Below are 19,526 nucleotides of genomic sequence, written 5' to 3'. Positions count from 1 at the left end.
GCTCGAAAGATCTGATCACCACAAGGGCATTTAGTTCAATTTCTTATGCGCAGCTCAGGTTAAATAGGTGTTTTTTCCAATGTTTAGTGATTAAAGTGAGCAAAAAAATAGCGAGTAATCGTCGACTCGCTATTTTACCTAACGTTTGGAGGAGTTAGGGTTAGGCGGTTTGCTGGGTGAGCCGAGCATCAATGTTGGCGATATTGGCCATTAACTGCTCTCTAACTCGTTGCAAATGTTGTTGTCGCTGCTCAGGGGCTTGTTTAGCAAAACGTAATGCGCTGTAAAGGCTGCGTTTTGAAACTTGATATCTTGATGCGGCTTGTGAGAGGCTCGACTCGCCGATCATGACGCTTAACATGGCTTCGTTTAACCCCGGTTGCATACTCATTAAAGTTGCTCCTTAGCGTGTTGTGAGACCTGTTTCTCTTCGTGAATTGGCCATATACTCACTTTTGAGTACCAATCTAAGTGCCAAATTAGCTGCATGGTTTGAATAAAGTTGTGCATACGAAAACCCCTGTAATAACTGCTTTGCTTCTTATATTAAGAAAAAGTTATGCCAAGATTATAAGGTTATGATTTTAATTAATTTCTTGTTTTTTTACTTGTACCTGTTGCACTATTTATGTGAAGACCATAGCCATATTGCACTGATACGGCGCAGGGCTATTGAGAAGCCTAGGCGTTCTTTAATATAGATTATGAAGAAGATTATTTTTTTGCTTGGAGCGCCTTAAAAGTGAAAGTCCTCGGCTAAAAATTATCTACAAATTACTCTTTAAATGTTTGTTAGTAAATAAAAAGGAATGAGTTTTATCTATTAAGGAAATAGGAGGTAAAGTGCAGTGGTTAAAAGTACAGATTTTCAAGTAGTCAGGTTGTCATACTTAATATATTTGAATTCTTTTCACTTAGGTTTTTCGCACTAAAAAAGGGCTTTTCAGCCCTTTTAATTGTTTTAATATTTAGAATTTTTAGCTTTATTGTTTACGCCTTAACACCAAAATAAATAGGGCTGGCAGCATCCAAAAAAGTGATCCGCCCCCACCATCTGATTGCTGAGCCTTGTCTTTGGGAGTGGTTGGTGATGGGGTTGTATCAGCCGCCGTTACTGTATAAGAAAGCATGTCTGTTGTGACCTTCCTCCCTTCAAAAAAGCCACTTACGCTTAGCTCAAAAGACCCTACTTTGTCTGTCGTAAATGTGTATTGATTACCACTATGCTCAATGCCTTCATGGTTAGTCCAGATATAACTCAACTGTAATGGCTTTGTTGTTTCAAGTTCTGCTGAAAAAGAGACTCGCTCTCCAACTTTGGTATTGTTTTTTCCTAAAATGCTAAACTGTTTAATAGCTGGAGATACTGCATCAATCACGTGTTGCTTGCTGTAACTGAGTTTTTCATTCACGAATGCGTTGAGAGTTACCTGATAAAAACCCGGTTGTTGATATACATGATTGGGGTTGGCTTCTGAACTGGTTGTGCCGTCTCCGAAATCCCACTGATAATCTGTTATTTCTATACCGTAAAGAGTCGAGGAAAACGCGAGTATTGTTAAGCATCCTAGCCATCGTTTAATTGTATACATCTTTATCTTTGTCCTTAAATTAGAAAATGCTTTTTTATAGCAATAGCAAAAATAATAAACTTTTACTAGTAGCTAAGTAGTTGATAAGAATATTTTTAATTTACATTTGTATCTGTAAAAGGTAAGTTATTTTATGCGTTTTTTACATTATTAAACTAGAAAAACTTTTAAGGGATATAATTTTGAAGGATCATTTGAAGCTTACTTCATTGCTTTTGTTTTTAACGGCCCCCCTCAAAGCAACAGAGCACACTTATTCTGCCGTACCCGCTATGATGGGTAATGCAAAAATGGGCTTATTGTGCGCACAAGCCCCCGAATTTGCTAGTCGTGATTGTCAAACCACAGTGATACCCGATAATGGGCGAACAAGAGCGCTGTTTCCATATATTCCAGAGCAATATAATTTATTGTATCGGGACGAAGATAGCCGGTTATTTTCTCAGTTCAGTGGTTATCCGTTTGTTGTAAAACATCAAGACGGAGTGTGCTCTTTAGAAAATGCCGCCGTGATTACGCGCCAGAATACGGTTGATTATCCAGTCTACAGTTACACCTGTGACGGGGCTGCACAAGAGAGTGCGGATCTATCTCGGGTTCAAGTTAATTATAATGGTGCTGGTGTTTTTCAAACTGAGAACGATGCCCACTTTTATGGCGGTATTACTATGGATATCTTGCATAAAGAATTTGCCGCTATGTATCCAAACACCACAGTTCCTTGTGATTCAGAGGCCGAATATTGTTTAGAACAATTAAATGTTGTGGTGAATGGTAGTAGTGAGCCTTACTCTAGCGCTTGGAAAGATGGAAGGGTTTTGTTGGGCAGAGGTATTATTGGAAGTGGAGGGTTTTCACATGCGACTTCACTGGATATCATTGCCCATGAAACGGGTCACGCTCTATTAACCTGGAACTCAATAATTGGCTATGAAAATAATGACACAGCTGCGATTCAAGAGGCATTTGCTGATCTAACCGCTGTACTAGTTCGAAATGAGTTTTATAAAAAATTACAGGCAGGTGGCGAACAAAACTTTATAGAGTCTGATGCGCATCAACAGTTATCCACTGGTGGTAATTTTTATTATGCCATGGCATGGGATAAATATGTTCAAAATAGAGCGCTGCGTTATTTATACTCGCCGATGACAGATGGTAAGAGTATTGATGATTGGCGTGATATAGAGATTGAAACTCCTGGCCCACATTATCAAGCAGGGATTTTAAATCGTTTCTTTTATCGTTTATCTACTTCAAAAGAATGGAATATTTCGAAAACCTACCGCTTAACCATGAAAGCTGCACAGTCGTGTTTTGTTGAAGATACTACGTTTGAACATGCGGCATTTTGTTTGATAGATGTGGCTGAAGAGCAAGACAAAGCCATGGTCTCAGCCAAGTTGCAAGAGGTTGGTTTAATCCCGACAAACACCTTAGCAAACAACCTAGACTTTTCTATTGAGCGGATTTATACCTCGATTAATTACGCTTTGGCTGAGTCAGAGCAAGCTGATCTCAGTGCAGTGAATATTAACCTTAATGAGCAGCCATTGTATCAGTGGCAATCACACTTCAATACTCAATCACAATTTAACGCGATTAAACAAGCGCAGCTTAGTTTAGATTCAGGCGAACATTTATTGTCAATTACCACTTCAAACACAAATGGCGAGACTAAAACAGGCCACAGACTATTGAGTGTTTTCGCTGAACCATGGTGTCAGCCTGAAACCGGCAGCGTGCTATCGAGTCAATTCAGTGTGAATGGTGAGGACTTTGCGTTAGATCAGGGTTATGCCTTGTTAGCAGCACAAAATATATGGTACCAGCAATCATTAGGCGAGTTTCAACTCCACAATATGCCTGCCGATAAAGTGGTATCGGTATTTTATGATTTGAATCGAGACCGTCAGTTTACAGACGATGAAAACGTATTAAGTACGACAGAGTACAATAGTGCAGTCACGCTACCTAATGTTGATGCAGTGCCTGGCGACATGCTGGTGAGATTTCGCATTGATGATTCATCTGTGAGTGCATGTACTGAGAATGAGTTAAGCCAGTCTTTTGATCTTAAAGTGCACATTGAAGCGGGTGTACCTACTACACCTATTGACTTCAGCCATAAACAAGTTGAGCAAACACTACTCCTAACTGTTTTACCTAGTTATGACGAGCAAGCAATGTTCCGTTGGATCTTACCTGAGCAAGTGATAGAGCAGCGCGAAACTGAACTAGAGCAAGCAGTAAATGCACAAGGTGCTTATACCATTTCACTCGAGCATGTAGTAAGCGATCGTGTGCTTAGTCGAGCTGAAAAGCAGATTGAGCTCATTGCAGATCCAAATTTAACCATAACATGTGAAGCTCAAGGCACGCAGTGTACACTATCTGCGAGTCACGATGCCCAACAGGCAGGAGTTGAATACCGCTGGATTTTGGCTGGGGAGCAACTTGTAAAGCAAGATAACCAGCCATTTAATTATGATTTTGCAGGTTATGGTGAATTTGATGTCTCTTTGGCTATGGCATACATAGATGGTACAGCAGAGTTCTCTGTGCAGACCAAAGTGCTTCTCAGTGAGCCTTTGCCCGATTTAAGTTTAGTGATTGGCAAGCAAGTGAATAGTGTCATTACTTTATCAGCCAATAGCGAATTTGATAATCGCTATACTTTAAATTGGTTTATTGGCGGCGAGCTGCAGTCTAGCCATGAAAAAGAAATAGCGTATGAATTTACTGCAGCGCAAATGGTTACTTTGCAGCTGCTGAAAGCAGGTGAAGTTGTAAAAGAAACATCTCAATTGGTCACACCTATCAGTGATCCTAATCTACTTATCCAATGTGAGCTTTCAGGCACTCAATGCGAGCTATCTGTAGCTCATGACTTAGCAGATATTGGGCTTACCTATCAATGGGTCCTAAATGGAGAAAGAATTGCTAAAGCTTCAATGGATACATTTAATTATGACTTTGCAGGCTATGGAGAGTTTACGATTTCACTTACCTTGCTAGTACCTGATTCTAATGCTGAGTTTACAACTAGCAGAGTAATTCAGATCCAAGAACCTGAGCCATTACCAGACGTGAGTTTTAATATCTCTCAGGTCAATAACACATTTACTTTTGCGTTGAGTTCGGAATTACCTGCTGGGTTCGAAATCACAGTGGTTATTGATGGGCAAGAGTATGTTTTAGAAGATGGTCAACTGCAAATAGAGCTGCTGAGTGATGCATCAAGTTTTGTTTATATGTTGAAAAAAGAAGGCCAGATAGTCGAGCAGCAAACACGTGACTTACAGAGAGAAGTGGTGCCAAACTTGGACTTTGTGTGTGTGGCTGATGGTTTAAGTTGTCAATTGAGTGCATCACATAACGCAGATGTTCAAGTTGAGGAGTATTTATGGTCTACAACAGCAATGCAACAGCCAGTACAAACCTCAGAGCCTAATTATGTCATGCAGTTTTCAGAGGCTGGTGAATACGCGGTGTTACTTACTATAGTAACAGAGTCGGGTGCACGATTTACAAAACAAAAAGTGGTGGTCGTTGCTGAGCAGCCTTATGCAAATGTAGACATTTCATCTTCTCAACATAATGCTAGCTTAAAACTTTCTACAACCAATGCTGATCAGCTAGGTGAGCAATATCAGTTTATTTGGTTGCTTAATGATAAGCAAATTACTGCAAAGCAACTTGAAACTGAATTAGCAACGTTGGCAACTGACTATACGGTGAAGCTGCAGGTGCTTATGGCAGGTAAACTTGTTAAAGAAGTTTCGCAAACCATTTATGTATACGAAGATATAGGCCTTGATTTTACTTGGCAAAGTAATACAGAGCAGCCGTTAAGGTTTTCATTCAAAAGCCTTTAAGTTAAATAAAAAGGGTCACTATGATGTGACCCTTTTTATTTATGGGTTTACATTACCTACTAAGTTCTAAGTAGTCCTAGTTGACTGTTCTTATGTTCGACAAGCTTCATCAGATGCTGCGCTGCATCTTCAATTGTATCTGCGAGTTGTGCAAGCTCTGCGGCTGCATCTGAGATCCCCGTCATGTTGGCACTTAGGTCTTCTGTAACGGCGCTTTGTTGCTCGGCAGCTGTCGCGATTTGGGTCACTTCATTCGAAATATCGTCCAAAGCCGCCACCATTTCACTCATTTGTGCTGCAGCACTACCGCAATGGGTCATGGCATCATGCGCTTTCACCACAGAGTGCTCGATAATATCTTCTGAGGTTTTAACTTCAGTTTGCAAGTTATCTATTAATTGACTGATCTCGTTTGTTGAATCTTGCGTTTTTGAAGCCAGAGAACGCACTTCATCGGCTACCACCGCAAACCCTCTGCCTTGTTCTCCCGCTCTTGCCGCTTCAATGGCAGCATTGAGAGCAAGTAAGTTGGTTTGTTCAGCAATAGCTCTGATCACATCAAGAATTTGGGTGATATCGTTACTTCGAATCGCAACGGCATTGATGGACTCTTTGGCATTTGCAATTTGCTCAGACATCACTTGGACAGATGAGGAGGCCGCGGAGATCCCTCGTTCACTGGCTTTGACTTTCTTATTGGTTTCATTCGTAGATGAAGCGGCGTTTTCAGAAGAACGAGCGACTTCACTGGCTGTGGCGCTCAATTCATTGATAGCTGTAACTACGCTATCGATTTCCATATGTTGCATGTTTACTTTGGCTTTAATGTCTTCGGCAGCCTGTGAAGTTTTGGTGGATTGCTCGTAAGAGTTGTTCGCTAACCCTTTTAGATCATTCACCATATTACGCAGCTTTTGAGTGAACAAGTTAAAGCCAGTCGCAATGGCTATCAGCTCTTCATGTTGAGTTACATCGAGTTGCACCGTCAAGTCACCATCGTTGCTTGCAAGATTTTCTACTCTATTTTTAATCGCAGTGAGTGGATCTATGATGGTTTCTAAAATAATCAGAGATAGAGTAAGTGCGATTATAGTTGCGATAACACCAGTTAAAATCATGCTAGAACCAACACTTGAAGTATCTTTAGCTTGTTGCATTGCTAATAAATATGCTTGTTCTAGTGCAAGGGCTCTAGGTAGTTCTATTACTAAACTCCATGTGGTGTTGGCGACTTTGATATCGATTGGCATGGTAAAAACGAGGTTATCACCAATTTCAAATTCAGCTTGTCTCTTACGGTTGTCCATAATGGTTTTGCCTGCATTACCAGGTAGAGATTCAAGCAAAGGGCGGGCTAATTTATCGTAATGACTAGAACCAACTAACAAACCTATATCACTTAAAATACTGACCTTAGCTTGACCGTTATAAAGTGATTTCGATACTTCTTCTGTAAGCGTTTGAAAGCGCGGTAAATTAATATCTACGCCGACTAAGCCAATAAAACGGTTGTTTGCGATTACTGGAGTGGTGAGTGAGGTCATTAACTCTGAATTACCAGGGGTGATCTCATAGAGGTAAGGTTCCATAATACATGGCTTTAAATTGTCCTTGGCACACAAATACCATTCGCTTTCTCGAAACCCAAATTCGTTACGTGCGTTTAGGTATTTCTCACTAGGATCTTCAATTTGATGTTGTGTAAATTGGCCTGGTGCATCGCGGGTAATATAAATTTCGAGAGAGCCCGCACCTGGAACCGAATGGGTTTGGTTGGCATTGCTAAATTGGCTGTCTTTACCATCGTAGCCATTGGCTTCAAATTGCGCATAAATTGACGAGACACCTCGGTTTTTTTCTAGTGCACCAAGGGCCATTAAATATAAACTTTGCCGAGATATAGGGCTTTGTTCGGCGGTTTTAGCTATTCCCCCCGCCAATGAATATGGGATTTGATATTCTTTATTTATGTAGGCACTCACTTGCTCTGAATAGAGTCTGGCTTTTGCCATTAAGCGGCCATTGATTTCGTTAAGCACAACATTTTGCACGCGCTCACTTTGTACTTGGTTATTACTATTAAGCTGAAGCCAACTAATAGTGACAAGTGAAGTGATAAGCAAAATTAGAGTAACCGAGATAAATGCTATAAGCTTAATTTTGATAGAGCGCTGATCCATATTCCTACCGATTTATTTTAAACAACTATTACTAAAGACAATGAGGGGGGGCTGGTGGCTTAGGTTGGGTGAGAAAAGCGGTTTACCTTAACCGCTTTTCTATCATGCTAAAGCGCTTTTTGCATCAGTTGTTGATGCTCAATCGCAAATACTTGAGATTGTACGTCGCTAATAAAGTGCCACTGACTATCAATTTTATCAGGCGTAAATGTTAACGTCATAAAGCCGCGCTGATGAATATTGGCAAATTCGAGGTCATCAACGAGTAACTTCAGCACATCGGCAAATTCGGTGACTTGTGCTTGTGGTAACTGGAGGTAGTATTCCAAGCCTGGCGAACTGACTGAAGGGGTAGCAAATTCATACCCACAAATGTCACCTTGAGCATTACACAGCTTACCCGACCAAGCGTTATGCGTATCTCCGGCTATGGTGACAAGGTTTTTATTTGCGGCTTTTGCGGTTTGTAACAACATTTCACGCTCAACAGGGTAACCATCCCATGCGTCCAGATTATAAGGAGCAGCAAAACTGATGCGGCTTTTTTCTTGCTCGGTTAAAGATGTATCAGCAGCCATTACTCTGCTCTTTAATTGAGCCAGTTCAGTCATTTGTGAGGCAATAGATACATTTGGATTAGCCAATGCAGTAAGCAACTCTGCAGGTAGCAACATCTTGGTCATAAGTACCTGTTGACCGAGTACTTGCCACTTTGCCTGTGATGTTTTGATGTTATCTGTGAGCCAAGTTAACTGTTCAGTACCGATGAGTTGCTGCTTAGGCGCTGTGATATCAGCTTGAAAGCCGGCAATATCTAACTGTCCTGATGTAGGGTCTAGGTAGTTTTGATAATCGAGTGGCTTTGAACGTGCTTCATGACGGGTATCGAGCATATATAGAGAAACCAATGAACCAAAGTCGAACTTACGATATAGGCTTTCGGCTTGGCCTGTTACATAAGGTCGGATTGGCATCCACTCATAGTAGGCTTTAAGTGCAGCAAGCTTACGCTCAGTAAACATGCCTTCATTGTCATTGTGGTTTTCTGCACCATCAATATAGGCATCGTTACACACTTCGTGATCATCCCACACCGCAATAAAAGGCGCTTTAGCATGTAATTTTTGTAAGTTAGTGTCGGTGCGGTATAGCGCGTAGCGTTTGCGATAATCTTGTAAAGAGATCAGTTCGCCTTGATTGTCTGCTGGTAATGCACGACCCAGTTCCACGGCTTTATCGGTCGCATATTCACCCATACCGTACTCATAGATATAGTCACCTAAATGTAAAACGGCATCTAGATCTTGCATCTTGGCAGCTTCTCCATAGGCATGGAAATAGCCTGCTGGGTAGTTTGCACATGACATAACAGCAAATTTAACTTGATCAACATCATTTCTTGGCAATGTTTTTGCCTGACCAATTGCTGACGGGGTTTCGTTTACTTTGAAACGATAGTAGTAGCGGGTATTGGCTTTTAGCCCTTTGAGGTCGACTTTGATGGTGTAATCATTTGTCTTTAAAGCAGTAATCGCTTCATCAAATTCAAGGTTTTCGAATGTTTTGTCTAATGAAACTTCTAGGCTGACATTGACGCTTTGAGGCTCACCTTCGGGTGTAACACGCGTCCATAAAATGACACGGTCGTCTAACGGATCACCACTTGCGACGCCATGATTAAAGCTTGCATTAAAGTCGTTATAAGATGGACTTGAGTCATTGTTAGTGCATCCAATCAGTGACAATGAAACCGTAGTTGTGCCAACGCCAATCAATGCGCTCTTAATAAAATCTCGACGAGAAAACCCTGTCATGAGATGTACCTCTATATTGTTATGTCTTTTAAAAAGCGCTGATGTTAGACAACGGATATGACACTTTTACGACTGGTCGTACCTTGTCATATGTTATTCATGCTAGTGTCATACAACATGAACTTAATATGTTTAATTTGCTGATTTATAATGTTTTAATACTTTAGTTTCTGATTTGTTAACGGTTCGAGAAGGCAATATTTTGTTTATGTTTCATTGCAACAACTTAGGTGCATTGGTGCATTTTTTGGACTAGCCTCATAGGCTAAGTTAAAGGTTTTATTCGCTATTTAAGTTGTTATAACTTCTGCCGATAAGTTTTAAGGCTGTGTATTAAGAATGCTTTATTTGGTGATGAAAAAATGTTCACGTCAAGTGAAGTGGCAAGCTGCAAGGTTGGCTATCAGTTTTATTAAATGGAAACGACTATATGTTTAAAGATGTTAGTGACCTTGCAAGTTGTGAAGTACTAATTGTTGATGATTCAGAGCTAATGCGTAAGTTACTTATCGGTTGTTTGCAAGATATGTGTAAAGTAAAAACCGTTGAATCTGCAGAAGAAGCGATTCAATATTGTCGTGAAGATAAGCCTGACTTAGTGCTTATGGACTGGGTATTAGAGGGCATGTCTGGGCTGGATGCATGCAAAATGATGCAGGCGACTCCTGAACTGTCTGAAATCCCAATCGTGTTTGTGACGTCTAACGCTAATGAAGAGAGCCAGTTACAATGTTGGGAAGCCGGAGCGGTAGATTTTGTGCCAAAACCAATCGTACCTAAGACCCTACAAAACAGAGTTAGAACGCATTTAAATTATAAAATTCAAGCAGATATCCTACGCAATTACTCATTTATTGATGGTCTAACAGGCATTTATAATCGCCGTTTCTTTGATACCGAAGTTGCACGACTTTTGAAGCAGCGTCATCGTGTTTCCCATTCTCTCTCTACTATTATGATTGATATCGATTTTTTCAAAAAGTATAACGACCATTATGGGCACTCGGCTGGTGATGATGTACTTAAACAAGTTGCCACTAAATTGAAAGATATCGTTCGCAGGCCATTAGATTCAGTGTGTCGATATGGTGGTGAGGAGTTTGTTATTTTATTACCGGATACACCTTTGCAGGGGGCGAGGATCATCGCAAAAACGTTAGTTCGTGCAATTGCCGGTATGCAGATTGAACATACACAATCACCTCATCAATTTATTACTATTAGTGCAGGAGTTGCTTCGGCGGCTGAGTCATGTGCTTCAGTATCATCTTTAATGAACAGCGCCGATAAAGTGCTGTATGAAGCAAAAGAAGCGGGCCGAAATACCTTTAAGTGCGCTGAATAAGGTTATTGCACCTTGATAGGTGGTGTAGAGGGTTTTGAAATTATATACGCCATCACCGCCATTTCTATACTGGCAACGAGCATTAATACCCAAATCGCTGGCTGACTAAAAGCCAAAATAATAAAGCCAAGTAGCATACCTAAACCCGCCCCCCATTTACCTTTGCTAGGGATCACTTGGTGGTCTTGCCAAAGTCTTAAAGGCTCTCCAAACTTAGGATGAGTGAGTAACCAGTTCGCAAACTTAGGTGAAGAGCGAGTAAAACAGGCAAGAGCCAGAATAAAAAAAATGGTGGTTGGCATTACAGGTAAGGCCATGCCTATAAAGCCTAAGCCGACAAAGATGATTCCCGCGGCATGTAGCCAAAAGCACTTGTTGAACAACTTAGGACGACTTTTATTCATTCTTTCACCTCGCCAACTTGTAATAATTTAAGCTTATCACAGAGTCTTCTCTTTGCGAGTTTTTCAATGACTTTACTGTATGACGTTTGAATGAAGATGCTTCATTTAAGTGTTTTCATGTTTACTCTTAGTGTGATTGTTCGGTAATGTAAGCAAGTTATCAAAATCTTGAAGTTAGGTGAATTATGGAACTTTCAGCATCGGTTTCTATCCAGCGCACGGAGCCTGGACTTGAGTATTTAAATGTCGATAGTCCGCGTTGTAGCGCAAAAATATTTTTGCAAGGTGCGCAATTGACAGAGTTTACCCCTGCGGGTAAAGGCAACTTGATTTGGGTATCGGCAGATGAAGATTACCTTGAAGGCAAAGCAGTACGAGGCGGTATTCCAATTTGTTGGCCTTGGTTTGGTGTGCATAGTGATCCTGATTGGCCGATCCATGGTGTGGCTCGCAAACTAATGTGGCGTGCCGAAGAGGTGCATGAAAATGATGATGGCATAATAATTAAACTGTCATTACCTATGTCTTTAGTGGATGAAACCTATTGGCCGCATAAATCTAGGCTAGAAGTTGAATTTCATTTGACTGAACAGTTACGTGTTAGCTTAACCAATACGAATTTAGGTGAGTCAGCGTTTACTTTAACTCAAGCACTTCATACTTACTTTCCAACGCCGAATATCGAAGCTACAAACGTAGATGGTTTGCAAGGTTCGAAATTTATTGAATTTGGCGAAGGGCCATTTGATCAAAATGAAGTGATAGGTTTTGCGCGCGAAACCGATATGGTTTACACACAGGCTGCGCCAGTACAAATTATCAAAACACCTGTGGGTGATATTGAAGTGGGGCGAGAAAATTCTAGCTCGTGTGTTCTTTGGAATCCTTGGATTGAAAAATCTAAACGCCTTAGTAACTTTAGAGACGATGAATACCTTACTATGTTGTGCCTAGAAGCAGCGAATGTAATGGACGATGCTGCGACAGTTGAGCCGGGGAAAAGTCATACATTAACCACGACTTTACGTTGGTTATAAACGTTTATTAAGCATTTTCTCAATTTTTTGTAAGCCGTATTGAATAGATATGGCTTTTTTTATTTCACCACTTGATAATGATTCTTATTAGCATATACTTTGTTCTAGTTTATTGAACGGTATATGAGTTAGAAACTTAGTTAGTTTTAAAAGGAGGTGGAGATGATGTTTATATTGAGTTTGTTAGTTGTGGCTTTAATGATAGCTGCATTGGTAAATATTCGCGCTTATACCCCGATATTTAAATCGCTACATCATATCGCAACCTGGTCTGTGGCAGGGATTATCGCCAGTACGATGTTTTATATGGGATTGAGCTTAATCCTTGCGATATTTATGTTCGCAATTGCTGGGAGTATTTTAGCGCTATTTATTACGCTGGCTAAGCCTGAGCAAGGGGAGAATAGTTTCTTTTAAACACGGTGTTACAATTTCCTACGCCTTACCTACATTCTTTAATAAATGATTGCCTTATTCTATTGAACATTCTTTTTGCAAGGATTTTGGAATATGCACTCACTTATGAAGAACTTGGCAGCAGGCTCTTTGATGTCGATCTCGAGTATTGGCTACGCAATACCGTCTTGGTTTACCATAGAAACAGAGCACTTTAATGTGCACTATACCCAAGGTCATAAAAGTTGGGCAGAGTCAGCAGCTCATGAGCTTGAATTAGTGCGTGATAAAGTCATCGAGCAGCAGCAACGGAGTTTAGAAGCGAAAGCCGATGTGGTTGTGTTCGACCCTTACCATGGCGCAAATGGCTTTGCTATCCCCAGTACTGATAAACCGCTAATGGCACTTTTCACTACACCTCCTCAATCAGATACCGTTATTTCTAATAGTAGTGGCTGGCAGCAGCTATTGATATTACATGAGTACATTCACTTGGTGCATTTATCCCAACCTAACCGCAGTACATGGCGACAAACTTTACGAGATGTTTGGGACCCATACGATATTGCACTTGCCGTGATGCCTCGCTGGGTTGCCGAAGGCTACGCCACCTTGATGGAGTCGAAAATGACGGGGCGTGGTCGTCTTTATGATAACTATACAGAAGCACTATTAACTGAGTTTGCAAGACAAGGCGCTTTGCTACCTTATTCAGCTTTAAACAATGGTAATGATAGTTATCTGAGTGGTTCGATGGCCTACTTAATCGGCGTTCGTTACTTAGCTTGGCTTGAAAAAAATTATGGCGAACACACTTTAGATGCTGTGTGGACACGTATGCAAGCCGTTGAATCTAGGAACTTTGACGAAGCATTTAAGGGCATATTTGGCGATCATCCTGCTAAGTTATATAAGCGTTTTGTTGCTGAGTATACATATATAAGTATGGCGTCAGCACAAGCTTTACCTGAACTTGATACTCAGTTATGGCATGATTTTAAATTCGACGCTAAAAATTTAAGGTTGTCGCCAAATAGTGAATTGGTAGCCGTGACTGAACGAGATAGTAAAGGTCGAACTGCGCTTAATGTTTATACAACACAAGAGAATACTGAGGCGCAAGAAGACTTTACACGAACGCAGCGAGCGCTATTAGAAAGCGACCCCAAAGATATCGCCAATAAAGCACCAGATACATTCGGTCGCAATAAAAAATATACGTTAACGCCAGAAAATTTTGCTGGGATCCGCTATGCGCGTTGGAAAGATGATAAGACGCTATATTTTATCGCATCTGTGCAAAAGCAAGATAATCAACACGCAGTACAAGGGGAGCTATTCCAATGGCATATAGAACGAGATGAAGTGACTCAGCTAACTCAGAATGCGGGGATCCGTCGCTTTAGTATTAGTAAAAACACGAAAGCCATTGTGGCGGAGAAAGTACGTTACGGTTATTCAAGTTTAGTAAATATAGAACTAGCCTCAGGTACTGAGACGCTATTATCTAACAATCAACTAGGCGACACTTTCGACTACCCTGAGTTTGCGCCAAACGGCGATTATCTTGCTTTTTTAAAGGCGAGTTTAAATCAAAATTGGCAACTTTATATTCGTAACACACAAAATCAATCTACATTGCAAGTACCAGCGCCAAAGGGTTATCAATTTTTGACTCAGCCTAGCTGGTCTGCTGATGGTCGAACGTTATTTTATGTTGCTGGAGTAAATGGACAAATTAATCTTTATGCATACCATTTAGATAGTCAGCAATTAAAACAACTGAGTCATGGTCAACAGGTTGTGAATTCTCCGCAGCAGCTGAGTGATGGTAATTTACTTTATTTGGGTGTTTCACCTGAAGGACCCGATGCATTTCAGCTTTCTAAGCACCATATTGGCAGTCTAGTGACTGAGTTGAGTGATACAAAGCAAGCGCCTAAGTTATCTACAGCTAAGGTGCAATTAGAGGATGCAGAGGTTTTTACCCAGCCACTTCAAAGTCAAGTTTATGATAAATGGGAGCAAAGTGCTTCTATGACCTTAGGTTCGCAATATCATAGTGCCAGCACGAGTGTATTACATGTAGGAGTAAAAGGGTCTGATTTCTTAGAAGAGCTTAGTTGGCATGTGGGCTTAACAAAAAGCCTAGGCGATGAAACTTTAGCTGGTGGTTTCGCCGATGTTAAACTTCAGCAAGAAAATACCCAATGGCGCGCTAAATTATTTAGCTTAGACTTAGATACCACAGAGCAAAATAGCCTTGTAGATGAAAGCTTTTTAGGCCGTCACCAGCAAAAAAGGACAGGGATCGCAGCACAAGTCAGTCATACTTACCGTCAAGGTACATTCTCACTGACAGGCGAGGCAGCTGCACACTTGAGTCAACTTGAAATGGCAGGCACTGACTATGACCAGCAGTGGTTACGTGTAGGGTTGGCGCAAAGCTGGCAGTACGATAAACAGGCATTTTCTATTGGGCAGCAGATCACTGCGCAATGGTTTGATGGTGCTTTAGATGAGACCGATTGGCAAGGTTACAACCTAGGTGTAAGTATCTTTGGTAAAGCATTTCATATGCCTATGTATGTTCAAGCTGAAAAAATGAAACGTGAAGATGCATTACTGGAGCTTGGCGGGTTCCAATCTAGTTTGGTCGATAACACAGTAATGGCCAATACCATTTATAAACCGGATTTACCTTTCTTAGCTGATGCTGGTGAGCGCTACCAAGGTTATGGCGGTGGTATAGCGGTTACTGAAGGTGCTCCCTGGCTTTATTATCAGCAACATCAACTGGATAGTGCGGTATTTGGACAAAGCTATGGCTTGAAATGGACGACTTGGTTTAACGGTCAGGATTGGAGCGCTAAATTTGCACCGGCAGGGATCAGTGATATGCGCCTAGATTTTGGTATTAGCCGTGTAGAGAGTGAACAGTATGAAAATGAAAACCGTGCCTGGATGGGGATCTGGTTTGATTTGTAAAGTTTAACAACTAAAAAGGCTCGCTTTATGGCGAGCCTTTTTGTTTAGTGCAATGTCAATTCTAATGACTTGAGTTTGGCTTCATACATCCCTGTTTTTTCCTGTGAGTCAGACTTGGTAATTGCGTGCTCTAGTGCATCGCGAGCTAGATCTTGATGGTTTTGTAAATAATGTACTTTAGCGAGTTCGAAATAAGGCTCAGGTAAATATGGGTAATGTTCGATTATGTTTTTTAAAATCTTTTTAGACTTTCGATATTGTTTTTTGGCCGTCGCTTTTTGAGCAATAGTGAGATAATCAAATGGCGTTCTTGCGACTTGTTCTAGCTTTTCTTCTAGTTGATGTTCAAGTTTCGGGTCGTTTAAAGTTTTAGCAAGAAAGCTATAAGATGCAATGAGGTTGCTACTCAACAAATTGTGCTGTATAGCAAATTCAAACAGTTTTTTGGCCGTATTTGTATCTCCAGCTCTGCGGTGAATGATGGCCAATAAATTGATTAACTCTGGGTTATGCGGCGTAAACTGAAATGCTGCACGAGCAAGAGAGTAACTTAAGTTCAGATCTTCCTTTATGAGCGCTTGAGTTGATAAATTCACGTAAAACTTAGCAACGAGCTTTGGGTACTTAGCATTACCTAAATAAAACGTGCTTTGCTCAGGAAAGTAGTCGACGACAGTACCTGCCCGTATTGCTTGGATCCAATTTTTATTTTCTTCTTGCTCTGGCGCAAAAAGTTTTGTTGAGAAGTGGGAAGAAACGAGTAGCAAGTCTTGTTCTTTTTTATATATAGGATAAGCCGAGACCTCACGGAAACTGGTTTCTACATTAACTATTTTTGCTAACGCCTGAGTCAATATAGCTAAGCTTATACAATTACCTTTTTTATTCCTTAATGTTTCGATAGCCGTAAATGTTTCTCCGTCATAGGTAAAATTGCTGACATATTTTTCAAGGTATTGATAAATGGCTTTATCAGCCCTTATGTCCTGCTCTAAATATTGATTGTAATGCAATAAAAACGTTTTTTTTTCTGAAGCAGGTAACGAGAAAATGTCGTTTTCACTTGGCACGGGGACTGGGGTAAATAGCTTGGTATTAGCGAGTGTTAATGGTGAAGGGATGGCTGGTGGCTTTTGCTCTTGCGTTGAACTGCACCCCATCAAAAAAACAGCGCTTATTAAAAGTATAATGATATAAGGCAATGTACGTCTCCTTGTGTACAGTTACTACTAACCTGTAGTGCTATTCTTAACTGGCTTTGGTGTATTTGTAAAGGTGCGATTTTTAGCTTTGGATTTTTTAAATCAGCACTTTATAGCTTTTAGGGAGTTTTAAAAGGGAGCTTTATAGTCACTTTTGCACCGTCTTGGTGGTTACTCAAAGAGAGCTCACCACCATGCCTCTCTATGATGTCTTGGCAGATAGCAAGGCCAAGTCCATGTCCCGACGGTTTAGTTGTGTAAAGCGGTGTGAGCGCATTGCTTAAATTGGCAAAACCTGGGCCGTTATCGCAGACCGTGATCTGTTGCCAACTGCCTATTACCTGATTTTGTATGGTGACTTTTGCATCTGACTCGGCTGCTTCTTTAGCATTCTTAATTAAGTTGATCAGCACTTGTTCTATTTGTATTGCATCAGCAATTAAATTACTGGCGCCAGAGTAGTACAGCTCAACATTTTGCTCATCTGCGCACGCTTGAACGATACCTTGTAAATCAAAATGCTGAGCATGGGGCTCAGGTAATCGACTGAGGGTGGCGTAACTTTTTATAAAACTCAGTAGTGATTCGCTGCGGCTTTTGACTCGAGTCAGAGCTTGGCGAGTTTGCGACTCAGGCAGTGGATCGTACTCTAATAAAGTCTCAGCCATCGAGCTCATTGGAGTCAGTGAATTAGTGAGTTCGTGGGATAAAATACGAATTAAATCAGCTTGGCTTTGACGCTTGGCTTTTTGCAAGTGCTCACCAATAAATAAGGCGCTTACCAGCGTGTAATGTTGTTCTTTGAGCTTAAATAATTGTAACTGCCATTGTTGGTTGAAATCAGCATGACAAACACTATTTTGTGTGATCTTAAACCCAGTATCAGCTTGTGACATGCCGGTTAGTAACGGCTGGTTTATTGCTTGATGCATGCTGTGGTTAAAAAAGCACAGCTTTTGCTGTTCATCGAATACTGCAATTGGTGTAGGCCAGCTTTGCAACAGTGAAAAAAATAGCGGTTGTTGCTGTGCTTCATCTTGATGAAATAGATTACTCAGTTGCATACCGAGTTGCGCAATGGGGGCGCTGTGATCGGTAAAGTTTAAACTGAGATTGGTTTGCCCTTGTTGTTTAGCATTCACAAAGGCTTGTAGTTGCTTAATGGGCTCAAACCAGGCCAAGTATATGCGATACGCTATGTAGCTAAATAAATAAGCTAAGACTGAAAATATGCTGGCGGTAAGTAAAACATCGTTGCTCAGTGTATAAAGTAAAGTGCAGCTCAGAGTGAGTAATAGCAGTACACAAGCAGTTAAGAGCGCTTTTACTTTGAAAGTTTGAGTATGTCTCATGGCTTACTCTGGCAAATCGATTTGATATTTTTCTAAGCGACGATAAAGCGCATTACGTGAAATACCTAATACCTTGGCAGAGGCACTGATCTGCGACTCATTTGCTGCTAACACATCCAGAATACGCTGTTTTTCGAGTGCTTCTAAGGTCATTGCTGGCACTTCAGAGGTTTGCTCTGAATGAGTCGTTTCAATTAATAATTGGGTATCATTAATGGACTCGTTTTGACAGATAAGTACTGCGCGTTCAAGGGTGTGGCTTAATTCTCTGACGTTGCCCGGCCAGTTATGCGAAAGTAGTCGTTGGCTGGCAGTTTGGTCGAGAGTTGGTCGAGTCTTATTATATTTTTGACTGTATTTATCAATAAAGTACTCGGCAAGAGGTAAAATATCAGCTTGTCTGGCTCGCAGTGGTGGCAAGGTGATAACAAAGGTATTGAGCCGATAATATAAGTCTTGACGAAATTGCTGTTTAGCAATGGCTTGCGGAATATCCTGATTGGTTGCTGCAATTAAGCGCACATCAACTTTGCTTGGCGCACTCGCGCCCAGTGGTGTAAATTGCCCAGTTTCTAATACTTGCAATAATTTAGGCTGTAAATGAATGGGCAGTGCCCCTATTTCATCCATAAATAAGCTGCCCGACTGGGCTTGGCTAAATGCCCCTAAACGGTCTGCCTTGGCATCGGTAAAAGCGCCTTTTTGATGACCGAATAGCTCGCTCTCGAACAAGTTGTCTGTGATGGCGGCCATATTTAAGTTGATCAGGGGAGCTTGGTGACGGTGGCTGAGTTGGTGAATACGCTGCGCTAGTTGTGACTTTCCTGTGCCGTTTTCACCTAAAATCAGTAAATTTGCGTCTGTTTGTGCCAGTTGGTGAACCAATTGCTCAATTTGCTGCATTTTCTCAGAGTGTGCGACCCAAGCTGTAGCGCTATCACTTTGCACTTTGGCAGGCTCAATATGTCGGGCGATCTGTGCCAATAAGGCATCTTTACGCCATGGCTTTTCAACAAAGTCTTTTGCGCCGAGTTGCATACCTTTTACCGCAAGTTCAATGTTTGCCCAGGCGGTCATTAAGATGACCGGAATATTCAATGCGGTAAGCTCAGGCAATAAGGCGAGGCCCTCTTGGCCTGAAGTGGTATCGCGAGAGAAGTTCATATCTAGCAAAATTAAGTCGGGGGTCAGACGGGTTAATACTTGTTGGCAGGCAAATGGGTTTTCGGCTTCAACAACACGATAACCAGCTTGCTCGAGTAATAAACTGAGCGCGAAACGTATGTCGTCATGATCATCGACAATTAAAATGCAGGGCTTTGATATGGGCATGAATAT

At 41.2% G+C, this 19,526-nt stretch carries 13 protein-coding genes; 5 read left to right on the top strand and 8 right to left on the bottom strand.

The window, feature by feature from the left end; genetic code table 11:
- Positions 1–160 precede the first annotated feature (160 nt).
- Both CWB72_RS08205 and CWB72_RS08200 read right to left on the bottom strand, forming a co-directional pair.
- Positions 161–391, bottom strand: a complete 231-nt coding sequence (locus CWB72_RS08205; RefSeq protein ID WP_138630498.1) for a helix-turn-helix domain-containing protein — start codon at positions 389–391, stop codon at positions 161–163.
- Positions 392–983: 592 nt separating this feature from the next.
- A complete protein-coding gene (locus CWB72_RS08200; protein ID WP_138630496.1) occupies positions 984–1,592 on the bottom strand; it encodes a PKD domain-containing protein in 609 nt (202 codons plus the stop codon).
- A 182-nt stretch (positions 1,593–1,774) separates the two neighbouring features.
- Between CWB72_RS08200 and CWB72_RS08195 the strand changes: the two genes are divergently transcribed.
- The gene (locus CWB72_RS08195; protein ID WP_138630494.1) at positions 1,775–5,470 is read left to right on the top strand and encodes a M4 family metallopeptidase; all 3,696 of its coding nucleotides are present in this window, start codon (positions 1,775–1,777) and stop codon (positions 5,468–5,470) included.
- 59 nt (positions 5,471–5,529) lie between these two features.
- Here CWB72_RS08195 and CWB72_RS08190 read toward each other — a convergent pair whose 3' ends face one another.
- Positions 5,530–7,650 (bottom strand): methyl-accepting chemotaxis protein, encoded by a 2,121-nt coding sequence (locus CWB72_RS08190; protein ID WP_138630492.1) that lies wholly within the window; start codon positions 7,648–7,650, stop codon positions 5,530–5,532.
- 107 nt (positions 7,651–7,757) lie between these two features.
- Positions 7,758–9,464, bottom strand: coding sequence for an alkaline phosphatase D family protein (locus CWB72_RS08185; RefSeq protein WP_138630490.1), 1,707 nt, complete (start codon positions 9,462–9,464; stop codon positions 7,758–7,760).
- 430 nt (positions 9,465–9,894) lie between these two features.
- Here CWB72_RS08185 and CWB72_RS08180 point away from each other — a divergent pair, with 430 nt between their 5' ends.
- Positions 9,895–10,809, top strand: a complete 915-nt coding sequence (locus CWB72_RS08180; RefSeq protein ID WP_138630488.1) for a diguanylate cyclase — start codon at positions 9,895–9,897, stop codon at positions 10,807–10,809.
- Between the two features lie 2 nt (positions 10,810–10,811).
- Here the strand turns inward: CWB72_RS08180 and CWB72_RS08175 are convergent, their stop codons facing one another.
- A complete protein-coding gene (locus tag CWB72_RS08175; RefSeq protein ID WP_130256079.1) occupies positions 10,812–11,213 on the bottom strand; it encodes a YbaN family protein in 402 nt (133 codons plus the stop codon).
- Between the two features lie 185 nt (positions 11,214–11,398).
- Between CWB72_RS08175 and CWB72_RS08170 the strand changes: the two genes are divergently transcribed.
- From CWB72_RS08170 to CWB72_RS08160, 3 genes are all read left to right on the top strand, one after another.
- Positions 11,399–12,250, top strand: coding sequence for a D-hexose-6-phosphate mutarotase (locus CWB72_RS08170; RefSeq protein ID WP_138630486.1), 852 nt, complete (start codon positions 11,399–11,401; stop codon positions 12,248–12,250).
- Between the two features lie 162 nt (positions 12,251–12,412).
- The gene (locus tag CWB72_RS08165; RefSeq protein WP_138630484.1) at positions 12,413–12,667 is read left to right on the top strand and encodes a hypothetical protein; all 255 of its coding nucleotides are present in this window, start codon (positions 12,413–12,415) and stop codon (positions 12,665–12,667) included.
- Positions 12,668–12,760: 93 nt separating this feature from the next.
- Positions 12,761–15,634 carry a TolB family protein gene (locus CWB72_RS08160; RefSeq protein ID WP_252371512.1) on the top strand — a complete coding sequence of 958 codons (2,874 nt, stop codon included), beginning with the start codon at positions 12,761–12,763 and terminating at the stop codon, positions 15,632–15,634.
- 44 nt (positions 15,635–15,678) lie between these two features.
- Here CWB72_RS08160 and CWB72_RS08155 read toward each other — a convergent pair whose 3' ends face one another.
- The 3 genes from CWB72_RS08155 to CWB72_RS08145 form a co-directional block, all read right to left on the bottom strand.
- Positions 15,679–16,794, bottom strand: coding sequence for a hypothetical protein (locus CWB72_RS08155; RefSeq protein WP_138630483.1), 1,116 nt, complete (start codon positions 16,792–16,794; stop codon positions 15,679–15,681).
- Positions 16,795–16,955: 161 nt separating this feature from the next.
- Positions 16,956–18,188 carry a sensor histidine kinase gene (locus CWB72_RS08150; RefSeq protein WP_138630481.1) on the bottom strand — a complete coding sequence of 411 codons (1,233 nt, stop codon included), beginning with the start codon at positions 18,186–18,188 and terminating at the stop codon, positions 16,956–16,958.
- 3 nt (positions 18,189–18,191) lie between these two features.
- Positions 18,192–19,520 carry a sigma-54-dependent transcriptional regulator gene (locus CWB72_RS08145; RefSeq protein WP_252371511.1) on the bottom strand — a complete coding sequence of 443 codons (1,329 nt, stop codon included), beginning with the start codon at positions 19,518–19,520 and terminating at the stop codon, positions 18,192–18,194.
- Positions 19,521–19,526: the final 6 nt, after the last annotated feature.

This window comes from Pseudoalteromonas phenolica, assembly GCF_005886345.1.
In the GTDB taxonomy this organism is placed as follows: domain Bacteria; phylum Pseudomonadota; class Gammaproteobacteria; order Enterobacterales; family Alteromonadaceae; genus Pseudoalteromonas; species Pseudoalteromonas phenolica_A.
Note: the sequence above shows the minus strand (reverse complement) of the source record. Positions and strands in the feature narration are given on the sequence as shown.